The sequence below is a fragment of the Sphingomonas oligophenolica genome (assembly GCF_039522915.1).
GTDB classification, from domain to species: Bacteria; Pseudomonadota; Alphaproteobacteria; order Sphingomonadales; family Sphingomonadaceae; genus Sphingomonas; species Sphingomonas oligophenolica.
Genome location: NZ_BAAAEH010000013.1, coordinates 94,252 through 109,713, shown reverse-complemented (window position 1 = coordinate 109,713; position 15,462 = coordinate 94,252). Strand labels below are relative to the sequence as shown.

Sequence of the window (15,462 nt, the reverse complement as noted above, 5' to 3'; positions counted from 1 at the left end):
CTTCATCAGGGCCATGGCGGCGTAATGTTCAACCGTCCGCCCACACACGGAAATCCTGACAGTCCCGCGCTTCGCCGGACCTTGCCATTGCCGCCTCAGCGTACGTCTTGCCCGCGCGACATCCGCGCATTTCGATCGGGACGGTCAGTCGTCCCGCATGTAACGCTCACCGGCCGATCCGTACCGAACCAGTCAGTCTGGCCGGGTTTCGGAAACCGCCCGCGCCAGCCGGAGAGGTGGATCCGCACATCGACCTCCGCAACGGCCGACGCGAGCAACCGATCTATCCAGTAGCTATCTCCAGCCGATCACGTTACCACGACCCCAAGCTTACTGGACATCATGTTCGGCGCGATCGGCGGTACGATATCACTGTCTCTGATGGTGTCAGCGCACCACCGGCCGGTCCAGTCCGAGGCCGGCACTGGAACGGACGCTCAGGTCCAAGCGTTTTAAACCGCTACTTCGTCCCGGCGAACTGTCCTGATTGCCTCGCGCCGGTCCTGCGGGAGTATTGATCATGAACGAGACATCGGAAGAACTGATCGACCAGCCGGTCCGGTCGGATCACACGCTCATCCTTTCGAGCCGCGTCAACGGCACGCCGGTGTTCGATAGGGCGGGGGAACGAATCGGCCATGTCGACGACCTGTCGATCGCACGGGTCAGCGGCGAGGTGGTTTATGCAATCATGTCGTTTGGCGGCTTCCTCGGCATCGGCGAGAAATTCCATCCCTTGCCCTGGTCGCTACTGGAATATGACCCCGGACGCGGCGGCTATGTTGTCACGCTGGACAAGGCCATATTGAAAGATGCGCCCAATTATGACCGGCTCGAACTCGAGGCGCTCGGCGGCCCCAGCCGGGAGGTCTATGGCACACGGATCCTCGGCTATTACGAAGGCGGCTATGGAATCATTCCATAGGAAAGGCGCGAAAGAGCCGGGTCCAACGCTGCCGCCGCGCTTCCTCAACCCGCTTATAATCTCTCTCCCACCAGTTTGGCGGTGCCAAAGAAGCCCATCTTGACCTTGCCGGTCAGCTTGTCGCCGTTGATCTGCACATCGTATTTGAGCGTGAGCGGGAGCGGCTTAGTGACCTTGAGATCGAATTTGGCGTTGCCGTCTGCGACGGTGCCGGTGAAATCCTGGGGGTCCATCGTGCTGTAGAGCGTGCCGGTCAGCACCGCACCGTCGGTCACGAAATGGCCGGTGAACTCCTGGGGCCCGACCGGTGTGGAAAGCACCATCTTCCAGCGGCCGTCGACCACTGTCTGGGCGGCTGCGGCGTCGTTGTCGCGCGTGCTCTCCGTGCCGGGGAGCGTCGTGTCGCCGACCGGGGGCATCCCGTCGAATGATTCCCGAGCAGTTTCGGGGTCGGGCGCGTGGGGCTCGGCGTGACGGGCGATCGGTCGGCCCTTGATGAGCTCCAGCAGCCGCGCGGGTGACAGCGGCAGCGTGACCGGCACCTCGCCGAACGGCGCCAGCGCGTCGGCGATGGCGTTGACCAGGGTCGGCGGGCCGATGATCGCGCCGCCTTCGCCGACGCCGCGGAAGCCGCCTTCGGACTGGGAAGGGGTGCAGGCATGGACATATTCGACATCGGGCACGTCGCCTATCGCGGGAAGGAGATAGTCCTTGTAGGTGACAGCGGTCGGGTTGCCGCGCGCGTCGTACCCGATCTCCTCGAGCAGCACCGCGCCGATCGCCTGGGCGAGCCCCCCCGCGATCTGGCCCTCCACCACCGCGGGATTGATGATGTTCCCGCAATCCTCGCTGGAGATCCAGCGCCGGATCGTGACGAAGCCGGTCTCGGCATCGACCTCGACGATGCAGGCATGCGCGGCGCTGGTGAAGGTGACCGGCGGCGGGGTATAGCGATATTGCGCTTCGAGCCCCGCCTCCATGCCGGGCGGCAGCCGGTCGGGCTCGCCATAGGCGATTTCGGCGATCTGGCGGAGGCTTCTGCTCATCTCTTCGGCGCCCGCGACATGGATCATGCCGGCCTCGATCCGCACGTCGTCGGGCTGTGCGTTGAGCAGATGGGCGGAGACCCGGCGCACCTTGTCGGCAAGCAGCGCCGCGGCTTTCATCGAGGCACCGCCGCCCGCCACGCCCTGACGGCTGCCCGAAGCGCCGGGGCCGAAGGCGCCGCGGGCGCTGTCGCCCTCGAACACGGCGACATCCTCATAGGCGACGCCGAGCTGATCGGCGATCACCTGCGCCATCGTCGTCTGGGTGCCGTGGCCCTGCGAATGGGTGCTGAGCATCGCGGTGACCTTGCCGGTCGGCTCTATCCTGATCTGCGCGGTCTCGCCGGTCATCACGCCGATGCTGCCGGTCGCAGCGGTCGGCTCGATATAGGTGGCGATGCCCAGGCCGATATAACGGCCCTGCGCGCGCGCCGCCGTCTGCTCCTTGCGGAAGGCGGCGACGTCCAACGTTTGGAGCAACTTGTCGAGGCATTCCACCGGGGTGATGTCGTCGAGCTGGACGCCGAGCGCCGTCGTGCAGGGCTGGTCGGCGAGGTGGACCAGGTTGCGGCGGCGGATCTCGATCGGGTCGATCCCGATCTGCCTTGCGGCCTTGTCAAGCAGGGTCTCGCGCGCCAAGCTTTCCATGCCCCAAGGCCCGCGATAGGCGGCAAGGCCGGCGGTATTGGTGAACCAGCCCTTGGTATGGAAGCCGAAGCGCGGCATCTTGTAGGCCGCCCACATGAACATCTGCACCGCGATGTTGCAGTCGGCACCGTGCGGATAGGCGCCGTTGTTCATGTCGTAATCGGAATGCGAGGCGATCAGCCCGCCTTGGGCGTCGAAGGCGGCGCGGAGCGTAATCTGTTGCTCGCGCGCCTGATTGGCGGCGGTGAGGTTCTCGAGCCGGTCCTCAATCCATTTCACGGGCCGCCGCAACAGCAACGCGGCGGCGATGACGGCCAGCTCCTCGCGCCAGGGCTGGACCTTGAGGCCGAACGAGCCGCCGACATCCCTGGCCAGCACGCGGATGCTCATCTGCGGCAAGCCGAACGCCTGGGAGATATAGCGCGCGACGAGGTGGGGGCTTTGGCACGAGATATGGACGGTCAGCTCCTCGGCGCCTTCGGGCGAGGCGACGACGCCGCGCGTCTCCATCGGCGACTGGGCCAGACGCTGATGGAAGACCTCCTGCGTAACAAGATGCGGCGCGGCGGCGAGGATTTCCTCGAGTTCCTCGTCGTCCTCCTCGCCCATGGCGGCGGCGACGTTGGAGTCGGAATCGGGATGGACGCGCGGGCCGGTCTTGGCGTCGGCAAGGGTGATCACCGCCGGCTCCTCATCATAGTCGACCGTCACCAGCGCGGCGGCATCCTCCGCGAGATAGCGGTTCTGCGCCACGACCAACGCCACCGGATCGCCGACATGGGCGACGCGCCCTGTGGCAAGCAGCGGGATGGCGATCTCGGGCGAGGAGAAATAGAAGCTGAGCAGCGTCACGCCGAAATGCGCGAGGTCTTCGGAGAGGAGCACGGCGTGGACGCCGGGCATCTCACGCGCCATCGACAGGTCTATCGAGCGGATCCGCCCGCGCGCGACGGGGCTGCGGACGAAGGCGGCATGCAGCATGCCGGGCAGCACCACGTCGTCGACATATTGGCCGCGGCCGGTGAGCAGTCGCGCATCTTCCTTGCGCGCGACACGCTGGCCGACGAAGCGGGCGGCGCCGATTCCCGGAGGGTTCATGCCTCCTCTCCTGCCAGCCGGCGCGCGGCGGCGCGGATGCCCTGGTAGCCGGTGCAGCGGCAGACATGGCCGGACAACGCGTCGATCAGCGTATCGGCGTCGGGCCGCTCCGGCCCCGCGGTAAGCGCCGCGAGCGTCATAGCGATGCCCGGCGTGCAGAAGCCGCATTGCAGTCCGTGCGTGTCGCGCAGCGCCTGTTGGACAGGGTGGAGCGTGCCGTCGCTCGCGGCGAGGCCCTCGACGGTGGTGACCCTGGCACCGTCTGCTTGCACCGCCAGCATCAGGCAGGCGCGGACCGCGGCGCCATCGATCAGCACGGTGCATGCCCCGCAGACCCCGTGCTCGCAGCCGACATGCACACCGGTATAGCCAGCCTCTTCGCGTAGAAAATCGGCGAGGTTGAGCCGCGCCTCAACCGTCGCGGCATAGCCACGGCCATTGACGATCAAGTCGATGCGGTGCGCGCTCATGCCGCCGCCTTCAGGGCTAGCGCCTCGCCAAGAGTGCGGGCGAACAGGCTGCGGCCGACCGTGCGGCGATATTCGGCGCTGGTATGATGATCGTCGAATGGATCGGTATCGGCGACCGCGAGATCGGCGATGCCGCGCACGTCGAGCCCGGCAAGGTCGGCGCCGGCAAGCGCCGCCTCGGCTCGTAGCGCGCGCATCGGAGTCGGGCCCATGCCGAACCAGGCCAGCCGCGCGCGCGCGACCTTGCCCTCCGCCACGGTGACCGTGCCGACAAGCCCAATCAGGGCGAAGTCGCCTGGCCTCCGGGCGAGCTCGCGGAAAATCGGGATCGTGCCCTCGTCCCAGTCGGGAATCTCGATGCCGGTTACGATCTCTTCGGGCTCGAGCGCGGTGGCATAGGGCCCTAAATAGAATTGGCCCGCGCCGATCCGGCGCGTGCCGCGCACCGAGCAAACCTCGAGAGACGCGTCGAGTGCCACCGCCATCGCCGGCAGCTCGGCCGCGGGCTCGCCGAATGCGATCGAACCGCCGACGGTGCCGCGGTTGCGGGTTTGGTGGTGGCCGATATGGGCGACGACGGTGGCCAGCACCGGCAGGTGGCTGGCAATCGTGGCATCGGTGATCGCATCGCTCTGGCGCAGCATCGGGCCGATGCGGGTGGCGCCGACGGCGCGCGTCACGCCTCTCAGCGCGGCAACGCGACCGAGATCGACCAGGATGAAGGGCTGGCTCATGCGGAGAGCGAGCAACGGCATCAGCGTCTGGCCACCCGCCAGAATGGTCGCGCCGCCGCCGGCTTCGGCGAGAACGGCGCAGGCTTCCTCGATGCTCTCGGGTGCGACATAGTCGAACGGGGCGGGCTTCATCGGGCTGGCTCGGCGGCGATGCGCGTCAGCAGGTCGCGGTCGAGCACCACGACCGGTCCGGCAGTCTTCTGGCCCGCGACGAAGCCGAGCACAGCTGCCAGCGCCACCGCCAGCACCCAGGCGACCGGGAACCCCGCGCCGCCCGTGCGCATAGCCTGCGGGACCGCAGCGGGGGTGGGAACTGCAGCCGCCAGTGCCGGCGTCGGGCGGCCCTCGACGATGTCGCCGAACCTGGCGAAGAACCTGCCCGCGAGCTGCTTCGCCGTCGCATCGATGATCGGTCCGCCGAGCTGCGCCAGCCGCCCGCCAACTTCGGCGTCGACTGTATAGGACAGGAGCGTGCCGTCGCCGGTTTCGGCCAGCTTCACCTTGGCGTTGCCCTTGGCCATGCCGGCGATGCCGCCATTGCCCTCGCCCGACAGCGTGTAGCCGTTGGGCGGATCAAGGTTGGCGAGTTTGACCGACCCGTTGAAGCGCGCGCCGATCGGACCGATCTTGATTTCGACCGTGGCCTTGAAGCGATCCTCGCCTTGCTTTTCGAGCGACTGACAACCGGGAATGGCGGCGCGCAGAACGGCGGGATCGTTGAGCGCCTCCCACACCCGCTGGCGCGACGCGGCGATCCGCTGCTCCCCGACCAATTGCATCGCCTCATTCCTCCCGACTTTATGATATGTAGTGGCTCGCAACCTGCTCCGCCGCATTGCCGCAGGCAAGCCATGTCAGCCGGCGCGACAGCATTGTCATAGCTCATCAACGGCGCGCGCCAGCCGAGATCAAGCGCACGCTCCAGCTGAATGCCGGCATGCGCATCAGCGCATCGACGAAGACGCGCGTCTCATGCAGCGCCCCCCGCCAGCCCGGACACCTATGGTTGCCGTCGCCGAAGCTCGGGAACGAGCCGTTGCCATTTGCGCAGCGCGACCGATCGTGATCGATCGCATAGGGGCATTCACCCATCGCTCCGGGATCGATGCTGGCGCCGCGGATGTCGCGCGCGATGAGGCATGCACAAGCTGCGGTGGCCGACATACCCTCTCCAAATTGATACACAGTGTATCATAAATGCTTGGACACTTCGGTCAACAGCAAAAAATGCCTCTTTGACTTGGATCGTCGCGGGACTTATGAGCGAATGTAGATCATAAGTGCTCGGGGGGGTGCCATGCGGTTTATAGTGCTGACCTTCGCCACGCCGCTTGGGTCCGCCAGCCGCAAGGCGTGGGGCATATCGGCGTCACGAATGTCCACGCGGGCGAAGGACTGATTCATGTCGCGCCATGCACCGACGGGGCTGTTTCTCCAAAAATCTCCTTATGTCGGCGAATCTCCGGCGCGGCAGGGAACGGTACTGGTCGTCATCCCCGGCATCCCGGCCGAGGGCTTTGCTGCGCAGGGCGATCGCGATCGCGACCAGGCGAACTGCAATTTCATCGGTCTGCCGGCCAAGGGTGTCGGTTCCTCGAATGATGCGAGGACCAGGCCGCGGCACCGCAATTTGTCCGCGCGGCGTTCGATCATGGCGTCGCCGCAGCGTATCACCTTTCGGACGAGGAAATTCCTGTGAGTATGCTGCAAGATGCCGTCCGTGCCGTCCGTGCGATTGGTTTAGCCACGCTGGCGCTGACGCTTGTCTCGTGCGGCGTCAGGGACGCCGCGCCGCCCGAGCCGACGGCGCTGGTCGATGCCGATAATTGGCCCTCGTTCGGGCGTACGCCGGGCGAGCAGCATTACAGCCCGCTCGACCAGATCGATACCGGCAGTGTCGAAAAGCTGGGCCTCGCCTGGCACTACGACTTGCCGGCCGAGAACACGCTGACCGGCCCGATTGCGGCGGACGGCAAGGTCTTCGTCACCTCGGGCCATAGCTATATCCGCGCCTTCGACGCGGCGAGCGGCAAGCTGCTGTGGGAATATGACAGTAAGACCCGTGAGCGCGCCGGGCTTAATCTGCGTCTCGGCTGGGGTCCGAAGGGCATCGCCTATTGGGGCGGGCGAGTCTTCCTGGCGACGCAGGACGGGCATATCGTCTCGCTCGATGCCGATACCGGCAAGGTAGCATGGGACCAGACCGAGTTCGCACCCGGTGAACTGCGCTACATCAACGGCCCGCCGCGCGTGTTCGGCGGCAAGCTGATCATTGGCCATGGCGGCGCCGATGTCAGCGCGATCCGCGGTTATGTCACCGCCTATGACGCGATGACCGGCAAGCGGCTGTGGCGCTTTTATACGGTGCCGGGCAACCCGGCGGTGGACAAGGATGAGACCACCGCGATCGCCGCCAAGAGCTGGACTGGCGAATGGTGGAAGCAGGGCGGCGGCGGAACCGCCTGGAATGCCTTCAGCTATGATCCGGACCTCAAGCTCTTCTATATCGGCGTCGGCAACGGCTTCCCCTATAATCAAGCGCTGCGCAGCCCGGGCGGCGGCGACAATTTGTTCCTCGCCTCGATCGTGGCGGTGCACGCCGAAACCGGCAAATATGCCTGGCACTATCAGGTGTGCCCCGGCGAGCAGTGGGATTGCAACGCGACGCAAGACATGAGTCTCGCGACGCTCACCATCGACGGCAAGCCGCGCAAGGTGTTGATTCAGGCGCCCAAGAACGGCTTTCTCTACGTGCTCGACCGCGCGACCGGCGAACTGCTCTCGGCCAAGCCCTTTGCCGACAAGGTCACCTGGGCGAGCAGCATCGATATCAAGACAGGCCGGCCGGTGGAGAATCCCGGCATCCGCTATCACGGCAAGCCGGGGCTGTTCGAACTGTGGCCGGGTGTGCGCGGCGCGCATAGCTGGCTGCCGCAATCCTTCAGCCCACGCACGGGCCTGGTCTATATCCCGGTGATCGAGGGCGCCGCCTATATCGGCGACGAGGGTGTCGATTTCGGCAAGCAGCCCAAGATCGGCGGCATGGCGGTAAATGTGTTGCCCGACCCCGAGCTCGAGGGCGCACACAAGAGCTTCCTCAAGGCCTGGGATCCGGTGACGCAGACCGAAAAGTGGCGCGTCGAGCTGCCGGGCAACTGGCCGGGCGGCACGATGGCGACGGCGGGGAACCTCGTCTTCCAGGGTCGAATCGACGGCCAGCTCGTCGCCTATGACGCGCGCGACGGCAAGCAATTGTGGAGCTTTGCCACGGGCGCGCCGGTCGTGGCACCGCCGATCACCTACCGTGTCGGCAGCAAGCAATATGTCACGGTGATCACCGGCAGCGGCGCTTCGGGCGGCGGCATCTTCTCGAGCGGCAATGCCAATTACCGTACCGATTACCGCATGCCGCGCCGGGTGCTGACCTTTGCTCTCGACGGCAAGGATCAGCTCCCCAGGGACACAGCCGAGCCGCTCAAGGCGCCCGATGATCCGGGCTACAAGCGCGACCCGGCGCTCGAAACCAAGGGCGCGGTCGCGTTCGGAATGAAGGGCTGCCTAGTGTGCCACGGCTGGAACGCGGTCGGCGGCGGATCGGCACCCGACCTGCGCGGGTCGCCCTATCCGAGCAATGCTGACGGCTTCCGTAAGGTGCTGAAGGACGGCGCGCTGGTCAACTCCGGCATGCCGGCCTTCCCGGACCTGTCCAATTCCGACATCGAGGCGATCCGCCAATATCTGCGCGCCCGAGGGCGGCAACTCACTGACGAGGCCGAGGCGGCAAAGGTCGCGCCGACAAAGGGTCCGTCAGCGAACGCGACTTTCGCCGGCACCTGGGAGGTGGTGATCGATTCCCCCACCGGCAAGCAGCCGGCTATCGGTGTCTATGCGGTGCAGGGCAACGCGATCTCCGGCAAGCAATCGTCCCCGCAAGGCTCGCTCGACGTGACGGGGAGTGTAAGTGGCACGCGCGCGACATGGTCGGGCAAGGCCTATATTCCCTTTCCCGTTACCCTGAGTTTCGAGGTGACGCTACAGAGCGACACGAGCTTCTCGGGCACAGTGAAGAGCGTGTTCGGGACGTTCCCGGTGACGGGGGTGCGAAAAAAATAGGATGCGCGGCGCCTATGGTTTCAGCGAGGAGACCGACGGTGTTCCGGCCGACCGGAAAGCGATTTTAGCGTGTCGTCAGCGGTATCATTATCAGGTTCGAGCATCGCGGCCGCCTGTCCAATCTCATCTTCGTGCCGCCGCGGCAGCCACCAGGAGAGTATCCGTGCCGGGCGCCAACGGGCAAGACGCTATGCCGCTGCCGCCTTGTTCCAGTTGCGGTTTGCGATCGCGCGCGCCTCCTCGACCGGCAATGGCCGGCCGAAATAATAGCCCTGGACCTTGGTACAGCCGAGATCCTGGACCATGCGGTGTTCCTCCTCGGTCTCGACTCCCTCGGCGGTCGTCGCCATGCCAAGGCTCTGCGCCAGCGCGACGACGGCGCGGATGATCGCGATCGCTTCTGGCACGCCCTTGGACGCACCCTGCACGAAGCTGCGGTCGATCTTGATCGACGAGAAGCGTGTCCGGCTGAGATAGCCGAGTGAGGAATAGCCGGTGCCGAAATCGTCGAGGCTGAGCCGGACGCCGAGATCGAGGATTCGCTCGAGTACCTTGGTCGCTCCGGTGCCTTCACGCATGAACACGCTTTCCGTCACTTCGAGCTCGAGCCGTTCGGGCGGCAGGCCGCTGTTCGCCAGCGCCGAGGCGACGACCGAGACGAAGGCCGGATTGTGAAGCTGATCCGGGGAAACATTGACCGCCACACGAACCGGCGAGCTCCAGCGTGCCGCCTCGTCACAGGCAGTCCGCAGCACCCATTCGCCGATCGGCGCGATCAGCCTGGCATCCTCTGCCAGGGGGATGAACTTGACCGGCGAAATATTGCCGAGGACCGGGTGGGTCCAGCGCAGCAGCGCCTCGAAACCGGTCAGGTCGCCGGTGTCGGCCGAGACGACCGGCTGATAGTGCAGGTGCATCTCGTTGTTCTGCACCGCTTTGCGCAGAGCCATCTCGAGCACGCGGCGCTCCTCGGCATCGACATGGAGCTGTGGCTCGTAGCTGCGGAAGGTGCCGCCGCCCGCATCCTTCGAACGGTAAAGCGCCAGATCAGCCGAGCGGATCAGCATCTCGGCAGTGCGCCCGTCGCGCGGCCCCGTCGCGACGCCGACGCTTGCCCCGACATAGAGGGTATGCTGATCGAGATCATAGGGATGCGACAGCGCATCGATGATCGTCTGCGCCAGCTTCTCGACTCGCGCGGTGTCGCTCGCGTCGCGTATCACGACAGCGAACTCGTCCCCGCCGAGCCGGCCGATCACTTCATTGTCAGTCATCAACTGGCCGAGCCGTTCCGAAACCCGGCCGAGCAGCCGGTCGCCGATCTGGTGCCCGAGGGTGTCGTTGACTGCCTTGAAGCGATCGAGATCGATCATCATGAAGGCGCAGCGGCTTCCCCATTTATCGGCATCGACCATTGCCTGGGCGAGCGCCTCGTTGATCAGCAGGCGGTTGGGCAGGCCGGTCAATGTATCGTAGCGCGCCATGCGGTTGATCTTGTCGGCCGAGACGCGCTGTTCGGTCACGTCGGAGCCGACGCCGCGAAAGCCGACAAACACGCCGCGCTCGTCGAAACGAGGGTTGGCGGCGATTTCCCACCAATGTTCCTTGCCGTTCACCTCGACGGGCAGGAGCAGGTCGCGAAAGCCCTCGCGGCTCTTCAGCTTGGCGGCCAGCGTGCGCAGCGCAGCGGAGAAATTGCCGGCCTCCCAGGTCGGGCCGGCGAGCACCTGGAGGAAGGGCATGCCGTTTACCGCAAGCGGATCGAGCCCGACTGAATGCGCGAAGCGCGGCGAGGCGCGGACGATTCGCCGGTTTGCGTCGGTTTCCCACAGCCAGTCGGCGCTGTGATCCTCGAATTCGCGAAGCAGCAGGCTGACCGTCTCGTCGCGTTCCGAGAGCGCGATCTCGCCGGCGCGAATCACGACCAGCGCCTTGCCGCGCATGAAGCAGCCGATCATCAGCAAGGTGGTGAACAGCAGCGCAGTCGAGGCCATCAACGGGCCGCCGACGAAGAACAGCATGATGCTGACCGCCGACCCGAGGATTCCGAGGAACACGAGGGTCGCGAGCGGCAGCGCCGCCATCGCGACCGCCGAGGCGGTCATCAGCAGCGAGACGATGATCCACAAGCCAAAGGCAATGGTCACATCGCTTCTGATCCCGAAGGCAAGTGGCGGCACCGACCAGACCGCGGCAAGTGCGATCCCTTCGAGCACCGTATCGCGGACATCGCGCAATGTTGCGGTCTGCGCGGTGCGCTGGCGCGCGGCAAGCCGACGGAAGGTGATGCTGGCGGCCACAGCCGCGACGACCGAACCCCAGCTCGCCAGCGCCCAGAGCGGCGCGACGGGCTCAAGCACCAGGGCAACGAGCATTGCGCCGACGACATTGGCGCCGAGCAGGAACAAGGCGAGCTGCCCCCCGGCGTTGAGCTGTGCCGCGCGGATCGGCGCCCAATCAGTCGTATCGGCCGGATCGTACAGGCCGAGAAGCGCGCGCACGTCAAGTCGTGGCTTGGCGAATTGGGAGGATGGTTCGATGCTCACATCCCGGCAATAACCCGCCGTTGGTTAGCGGATGGTTAGGCGCAGACCGGATTCAGCTGCCTTTTTTAGCGGATTTCGGCTTCGGCGAGCCAGAAACCCTCTTTTCAAGAGGGAAGAGCCAATCTCAGGCGAATCGTCCGCCGCCGGCCGTCCTAGGCCGCGATGTCGTAAGGCTTGATCTCGCCGTTGAGATAGAGGTTGCGGGCCTTGGCGCGGCTGAGCTTGCCCGAGCTGGTGCGGGGCAGGGTGCGCGGCGGGATCAGTTCGATCACGCAGTTCATGCCCGTGACCGACCGGACGCGCTCGCGGATCTCCTCGCGCAGCCGCACCCGCTCGGCGTCGTCGGAGCTGCGGCACTGGACCAGTACGGCAGGTGTTTCCTCGCCGCCGGGCGTGGTGATCGCGAAGGCGGCGATGTCGCCGGCCTTGAAGCCGGGCAGCTGCTCGACCGCCCATTCTATATCCTGCGGCCAGTGATTGCGGCCGTTGATGATGATCATGTCCTTCGCCCGGCCGACGATATAGACATAGCCGTCCGACAGATATCCCATGTCGCCGGTATCGAGCCAGCCATCGACCATGCAGGCGGCGGTTGCATCGGGATCGCGGAAATAGCCGACCATCACCGAGGGGCCCGAGCACCACAGCTTGCCGATCGCGCGTTCAGGCAGTGGCGTGCCGTCTTCCTCGCGAATCTCGACCTTCATGTCGCGTACCGGCTTGCCGCAATTGACGATCGCGCGGTAGCGCTGCGGGCGGTCGCGCCCGGCGGCGACGCCCGAGAGCTGCGTTTCCTCGACCAGCTCGACTCGGATGCCCTCGCCCGGCGGCATGATCGACACCGCAAGCGTCGCTTCGGCGAGCCCGTAGCTCGGCAGGAAGGCAGTCGCCTTGAAGCCGGCGTCGGCAAAGGCGTCGACGAAATTCTGCATCACATCGGGACGGATCATGTCGGCGCCGTTGCCGGCGACGCGCCAGCGCGACAGGTCGAAGCGGTCGCTCGCCTTGGTCTGGCTCGACATGCGGCGCGCGCAGATATCATAGCCGAAGGTGGGCGAATAGGAGAGGGTGGTGCCCTGGTTGCGGCTGATCATATCGAGCCAGGCGAGCGGGCGCCGCGCGAAATCCTCGGTCTTGAGATAGTCGGTCGAGACCTGGTTCGCGACCGGCGACAGGAAGCAGCCGACCAGCCCCATGTCGTGATACCAGGGGAGCCAGGAGACGCAGCGGTCGCTCGGCTGAAGCTTCATGCCATGGCCATGCGCGGCGAGATTGTTGAGCAGCGCGTGGTGGGTGATCGCGACGCCGTGCGGGAAGCGAGTCGAGCCGCTCGAATATTGCAGATAGGCGATGTCGCTGCCCTTGGCCGTGGGCAGGGCGACCCTGGCGGCGGGGCGTGCGATCAGTTCGTCCCAGGCAAGGCCCGCCGTCCCGACGATCCGCGCCGCCTCGCCCGCCATCTGGGCGAGCTCGGGCGGATAGATCAGCATCGTCGGGTCGCAGCTGCCGAGCTGGACGCGAAGCTGCTCGATATAGGAATCGCGGCCGCCGAACGAGGTCGGCAGCGGCAACGGCACCGGCCAGGCGCCGGCATAGATCACGCCGAAGAACAGGCTCGCGAATTCAGCGCTTGTCTCGGCGACGAGCGCGATCCGGTCTTCGGGCTTCACGCCCGCCGCGACCAGGCGATAGGCCATGGCCAGCGCATCCTCGCGCAGCTCGCTGAAGGGATAGGGGCGCACCAGCGCACCGCGTGCGTCGTGGAAATTCAGGCCACGAGCGCCGCTCGCCGCATAATCCAGGGCTTCGCCCAATGTCTCGAAATCAGCGAAACGACGGGCGAGATCATCGCCGGTTGCCGTCGCGGTGGGCACGACCCTGTCGGCCAGCAGCCCTCCCGATTCCAGAACGTCACTTCCCATCTTCTTCTTGCGCCCTTGATAGCGGGCTTTCCCCAAAGCCCGCTTCGTATGAAGCCTGCATCTCTGCCGCTTGCAAGCGTTCAAAATCCGTTCCGAGTGTGGCACAATGATGGCCATGCCCTCCACCCGGCCCAGCCGCGACCGGCGCCCACCGCCGCCGCTCGATCAATCGTCGCTCGAGCGGCTTGCGCTGCGCTATGTCGAGCGCTTCGCGACGACCCGCGCTCGGTTGGTGACGTATCTGCGGCGTAAGGTCCGCGAGCGGGGCTGGGAGGGCGATGCCGCCGATCCGACCGACCTTGCCGAGCGGATGGCCGAGCTTGGCTATATCGATGATCGCGCCTTTGGCGAGGCGCGGGCGAGCGCCATGGCGCGCCGGGGGCTCGGCAAAAGGCGGGTGACCGGGGTCTTCCATCAGGTGGGGATCGGCGCCGAGGATGCCGAGGCCCTCGCGCCGGCAATCGAGGCGCGGGCGTTCGAGGCAGCGCTGACCTTCGCCCGGAAGCGCCGGATCGGCCCATTCGCCGATGTCGCGCCGGATCGGCCAGGGCGCGAGAAGCAGATCGCGGCGATGATTCGGGGCGGCCATGATTTCGGGCTCGCCCGTCGGATCGCGGCGATGGCGCCCGGCGAGGATCCCGGTGAGGATTGGGACCAATTCGAGCGATAATCGGTGCAAGTCGCTTTTGTCCTAGGCGCGAAGCCGTGCTACCATGCCACCCGGGGGACTTGTTGGTTATGCGTAACGATCCGCGACCGGCATTTGATGGCCGGACATGGGACGAGGGGGCGTCCGATCTCGCTGCAGCCGGGGAATCGGCTGAATCCGGCGCGCGCCTCGTGTCCGGCACGCTCAAATGGTTCGACGTCACGCGCGGGTTCGGCTTCCTCGTCGGTGACGATCCCGAGGTCGGCGATATCCTCGTCCACTTCTCGATTCTCCAGCCGCATGGCCGGCGCAGCCTGCCTGAAGGCGCCCGGGTCGAGTGTCTTGCGGTCAAGCGCACGCGGGGGATGCAGGCGTGCGAGATCCTGTCGATCGACCTGAGCGACGCGATCGAGCCCGAGGCGCGGCACCGCTCGGGTAGCGACCGGATCGATCCTGCTGCGCTGGTCGAGGGTGCGGGTCCGTTCGAGCCGGTGACGGTCAAATGGTTCAACCGCCTCAAGGGCTATGGATTCCTGGTGCGCGATGCCGATTCAGCCGATATATTCATCCATATGGAAACGCTGCGGCGTGCCGGTATCGCGGAGGTTGAGCCCGATCAGCCGTTGCGGGCGCGCATCGTCGAGGGCCGCAAGGGGCCGCTCGCGGTGGTGGTCGAAGAGGAAGGCTGAATTCCGTCATGCTGTCGAAGGGTCTCGCGGCCGCACTTGCGGTCATCGCGCTCGCTGGCGCCGGCTATACCGGCTACAGCGTCTACACCGGGGGCAAGACTGACGCTTCTCTCGCCAGGGAGGCAGCGAAGACGATCCCGCTGACCGTCACGAGCGCGAACGGCGCACATGATTTCACCGTCGAGGTCGCGAAGACCGCAGCCGAGCAGGAGCGCGGGCTGATGTACCGCACCGACATCCCCAAGGACGGCGGCATGATCTTCGCGCCCTATCCGCCCGAGGGCGGACCCCCGCGCGAAGCGACCTTCTGGATGAAGAACACGCCGAGCGCGCTCGACATCATCTTCATCCGCGCCGACGGCACGATCGCCCGCATCGCCGACAATGCGGTGCCCTATTCGGAAGCGCGAATCCCGTCGGGCGAGCCGATCGCGGCGGTGCTCGAGATCAATGGCGGCCGCGCGGCCGAACTCGGGATCGCGGAGGGCGACAAGGTCGCCTGGGCGGGACACGGCAGGAACTGATCCTCGCCGTCGGACGGGGGCATGGGCGCGGCATCTTGCCCGCGCCGGGATGATGATATAATGATGATATCATCATTTTCGAGGATCCGGAGAAGAGG

General features: G+C 66.1%; 13 protein-coding genes. 6 read left to right on the top strand and 7 right to left on the bottom strand.

Annotated features, from left to right (window positions below):
* Window positions 1-520 precede the first annotated feature (520 nt).
* Window positions 521-925, top strand: a complete 405-nt coding sequence (locus ABD050_RS08480) for a PRC-barrel domain-containing protein (protein WP_343888839.1) — start codon at window positions 521-523, stop codon at window positions 923-925.
* 53 nt (window positions 926-978) lie between these two features.
* On the opposite strand, the gene ABD050_RS08475 is transcribed toward ABD050_RS08480, so the two are convergent.
* From ABD050_RS08475 to ABD050_RS08455, 5 genes are all read right to left on the bottom strand, one after another.
* Entirely contained in the window at window positions 979-3,717 is a 2,739-nt protein-coding gene (locus ABD050_RS08475; RefSeq protein ID WP_343888838.1) for a xanthine dehydrogenase family protein molybdopterin-binding subunit, read from the bottom strand.
* Window positions 3,714-4,187 carry a (2Fe-2S)-binding protein gene (locus ABD050_RS08470; protein WP_343888837.1) on the bottom strand — a complete coding sequence of 158 codons (474 nt, stop codon included), beginning with the start codon at window positions 4,185-4,187 and terminating at the stop codon, window positions 3,714-3,716. Before ABD050_RS08470 ends, ABD050_RS08475 begins: the two co-directional genes overlap by 4 nt.
* The gene (locus ABD050_RS08465) at window positions 4,184-5,053 is read right to left on the bottom strand and encodes an FAD binding domain-containing protein (protein ID WP_343888836.1); all 870 of its coding nucleotides are present in this window, start codon (window positions 5,051-5,053) and stop codon (window positions 4,184-4,186) included. Before ABD050_RS08465 ends, ABD050_RS08470 begins: the two co-directional genes overlap by 4 nt.
* A complete protein-coding gene (locus tag ABD050_RS08460; RefSeq protein ID WP_343888835.1) occupies window positions 5,050-5,700 on the bottom strand; it encodes an SRPBCC family protein in 651 nt (216 codons plus the stop codon). The genes ABD050_RS08465 and ABD050_RS08460 overlap by 4 nt, the downstream gene beginning before the upstream one ends.
* Before the next feature lie 106 nt (window positions 5,701-5,806).
* Entirely contained in the window at window positions 5,807-6,085 is a 279-nt protein-coding gene (locus ABD050_RS08455; RefSeq protein WP_343888834.1) for a hypothetical protein, read from the bottom strand.
* A gap of 238 nt (window positions 6,086-6,323) precedes the next feature.
* Here ABD050_RS08455 and ABD050_RS08450 point away from each other — a divergent pair, with 238 nt between their 5' ends.
* Together ABD050_RS08450 and ABD050_RS08445 are read left to right on the top strand one after the other, a co-directional pair.
* Window positions 6,324-6,620 (top strand): hypothetical protein, encoded by a 297-nt coding sequence (locus ABD050_RS08450; protein ID WP_343888833.1) that lies wholly within the window; start codon window positions 6,324-6,326, stop codon window positions 6,618-6,620.
* A 2-nt stretch (window positions 6,621-6,622) separates the two neighbouring features.
* Window positions 6,623-9,034, top strand: coding sequence for a PQQ-dependent dehydrogenase, methanol/ethanol family (locus ABD050_RS08445; protein WP_343888844.1), 2,412 nt, complete (start codon window positions 6,623-6,625; stop codon window positions 9,032-9,034).
* 188 nt (window positions 9,035-9,222) lie between these two features.
* On the opposite strand, the gene ABD050_RS08440 is transcribed toward ABD050_RS08445, so the two are convergent.
* Entirely contained in the window at window positions 9,223-11,580 is a 2,358-nt protein-coding gene (locus ABD050_RS08440) for a putative bifunctional diguanylate cyclase/phosphodiesterase (RefSeq protein WP_343888831.1), read from the bottom strand.
* A gap of 152 nt (window positions 11,581-11,732) precedes the next feature.
* The gene (locus ABD050_RS08435) at window positions 11,733-13,502 is read right to left on the bottom strand and encodes a fatty acyl-AMP ligase (RefSeq protein WP_343888830.1); all 1,770 of its coding nucleotides are present in this window, start codon (window positions 13,500-13,502) and stop codon (window positions 11,733-11,735) included.
* A 109-nt stretch (window positions 13,503-13,611) separates the two neighbouring features.
* Here ABD050_RS08435 and ABD050_RS08430 point away from each other — a divergent pair, with 109 nt between their 5' ends.
* The 3 genes from ABD050_RS08430 to ABD050_RS08420 all read left to right on the top strand — a co-directional run bounded on the left by ABD050_RS08430 (window position 13,612) and on the right by ABD050_RS08420 (window position 15,364).
* A complete protein-coding gene (locus tag ABD050_RS08430) occupies window positions 13,612-14,172 on the top strand; it encodes a regulatory protein RecX (RefSeq protein ID WP_343888843.1) in 561 nt (186 codons plus the stop codon).
* A gap of 68 nt (window positions 14,173-14,240) precedes the next feature.
* Entirely contained in the window at window positions 14,241-14,840 is a 600-nt protein-coding gene (locus tag ABD050_RS08425) for a cold-shock protein (protein WP_343888829.1), read from the top strand.
* 8 nt (window positions 14,841-14,848) lie between these two features.
* A complete protein-coding gene (locus tag ABD050_RS08420) occupies window positions 14,849-15,364 on the top strand; it encodes a DUF192 domain-containing protein (protein WP_343888828.1) in 516 nt (171 codons plus the stop codon).
* Window positions 15,365-15,462: the final 98 nt, after the last annotated feature.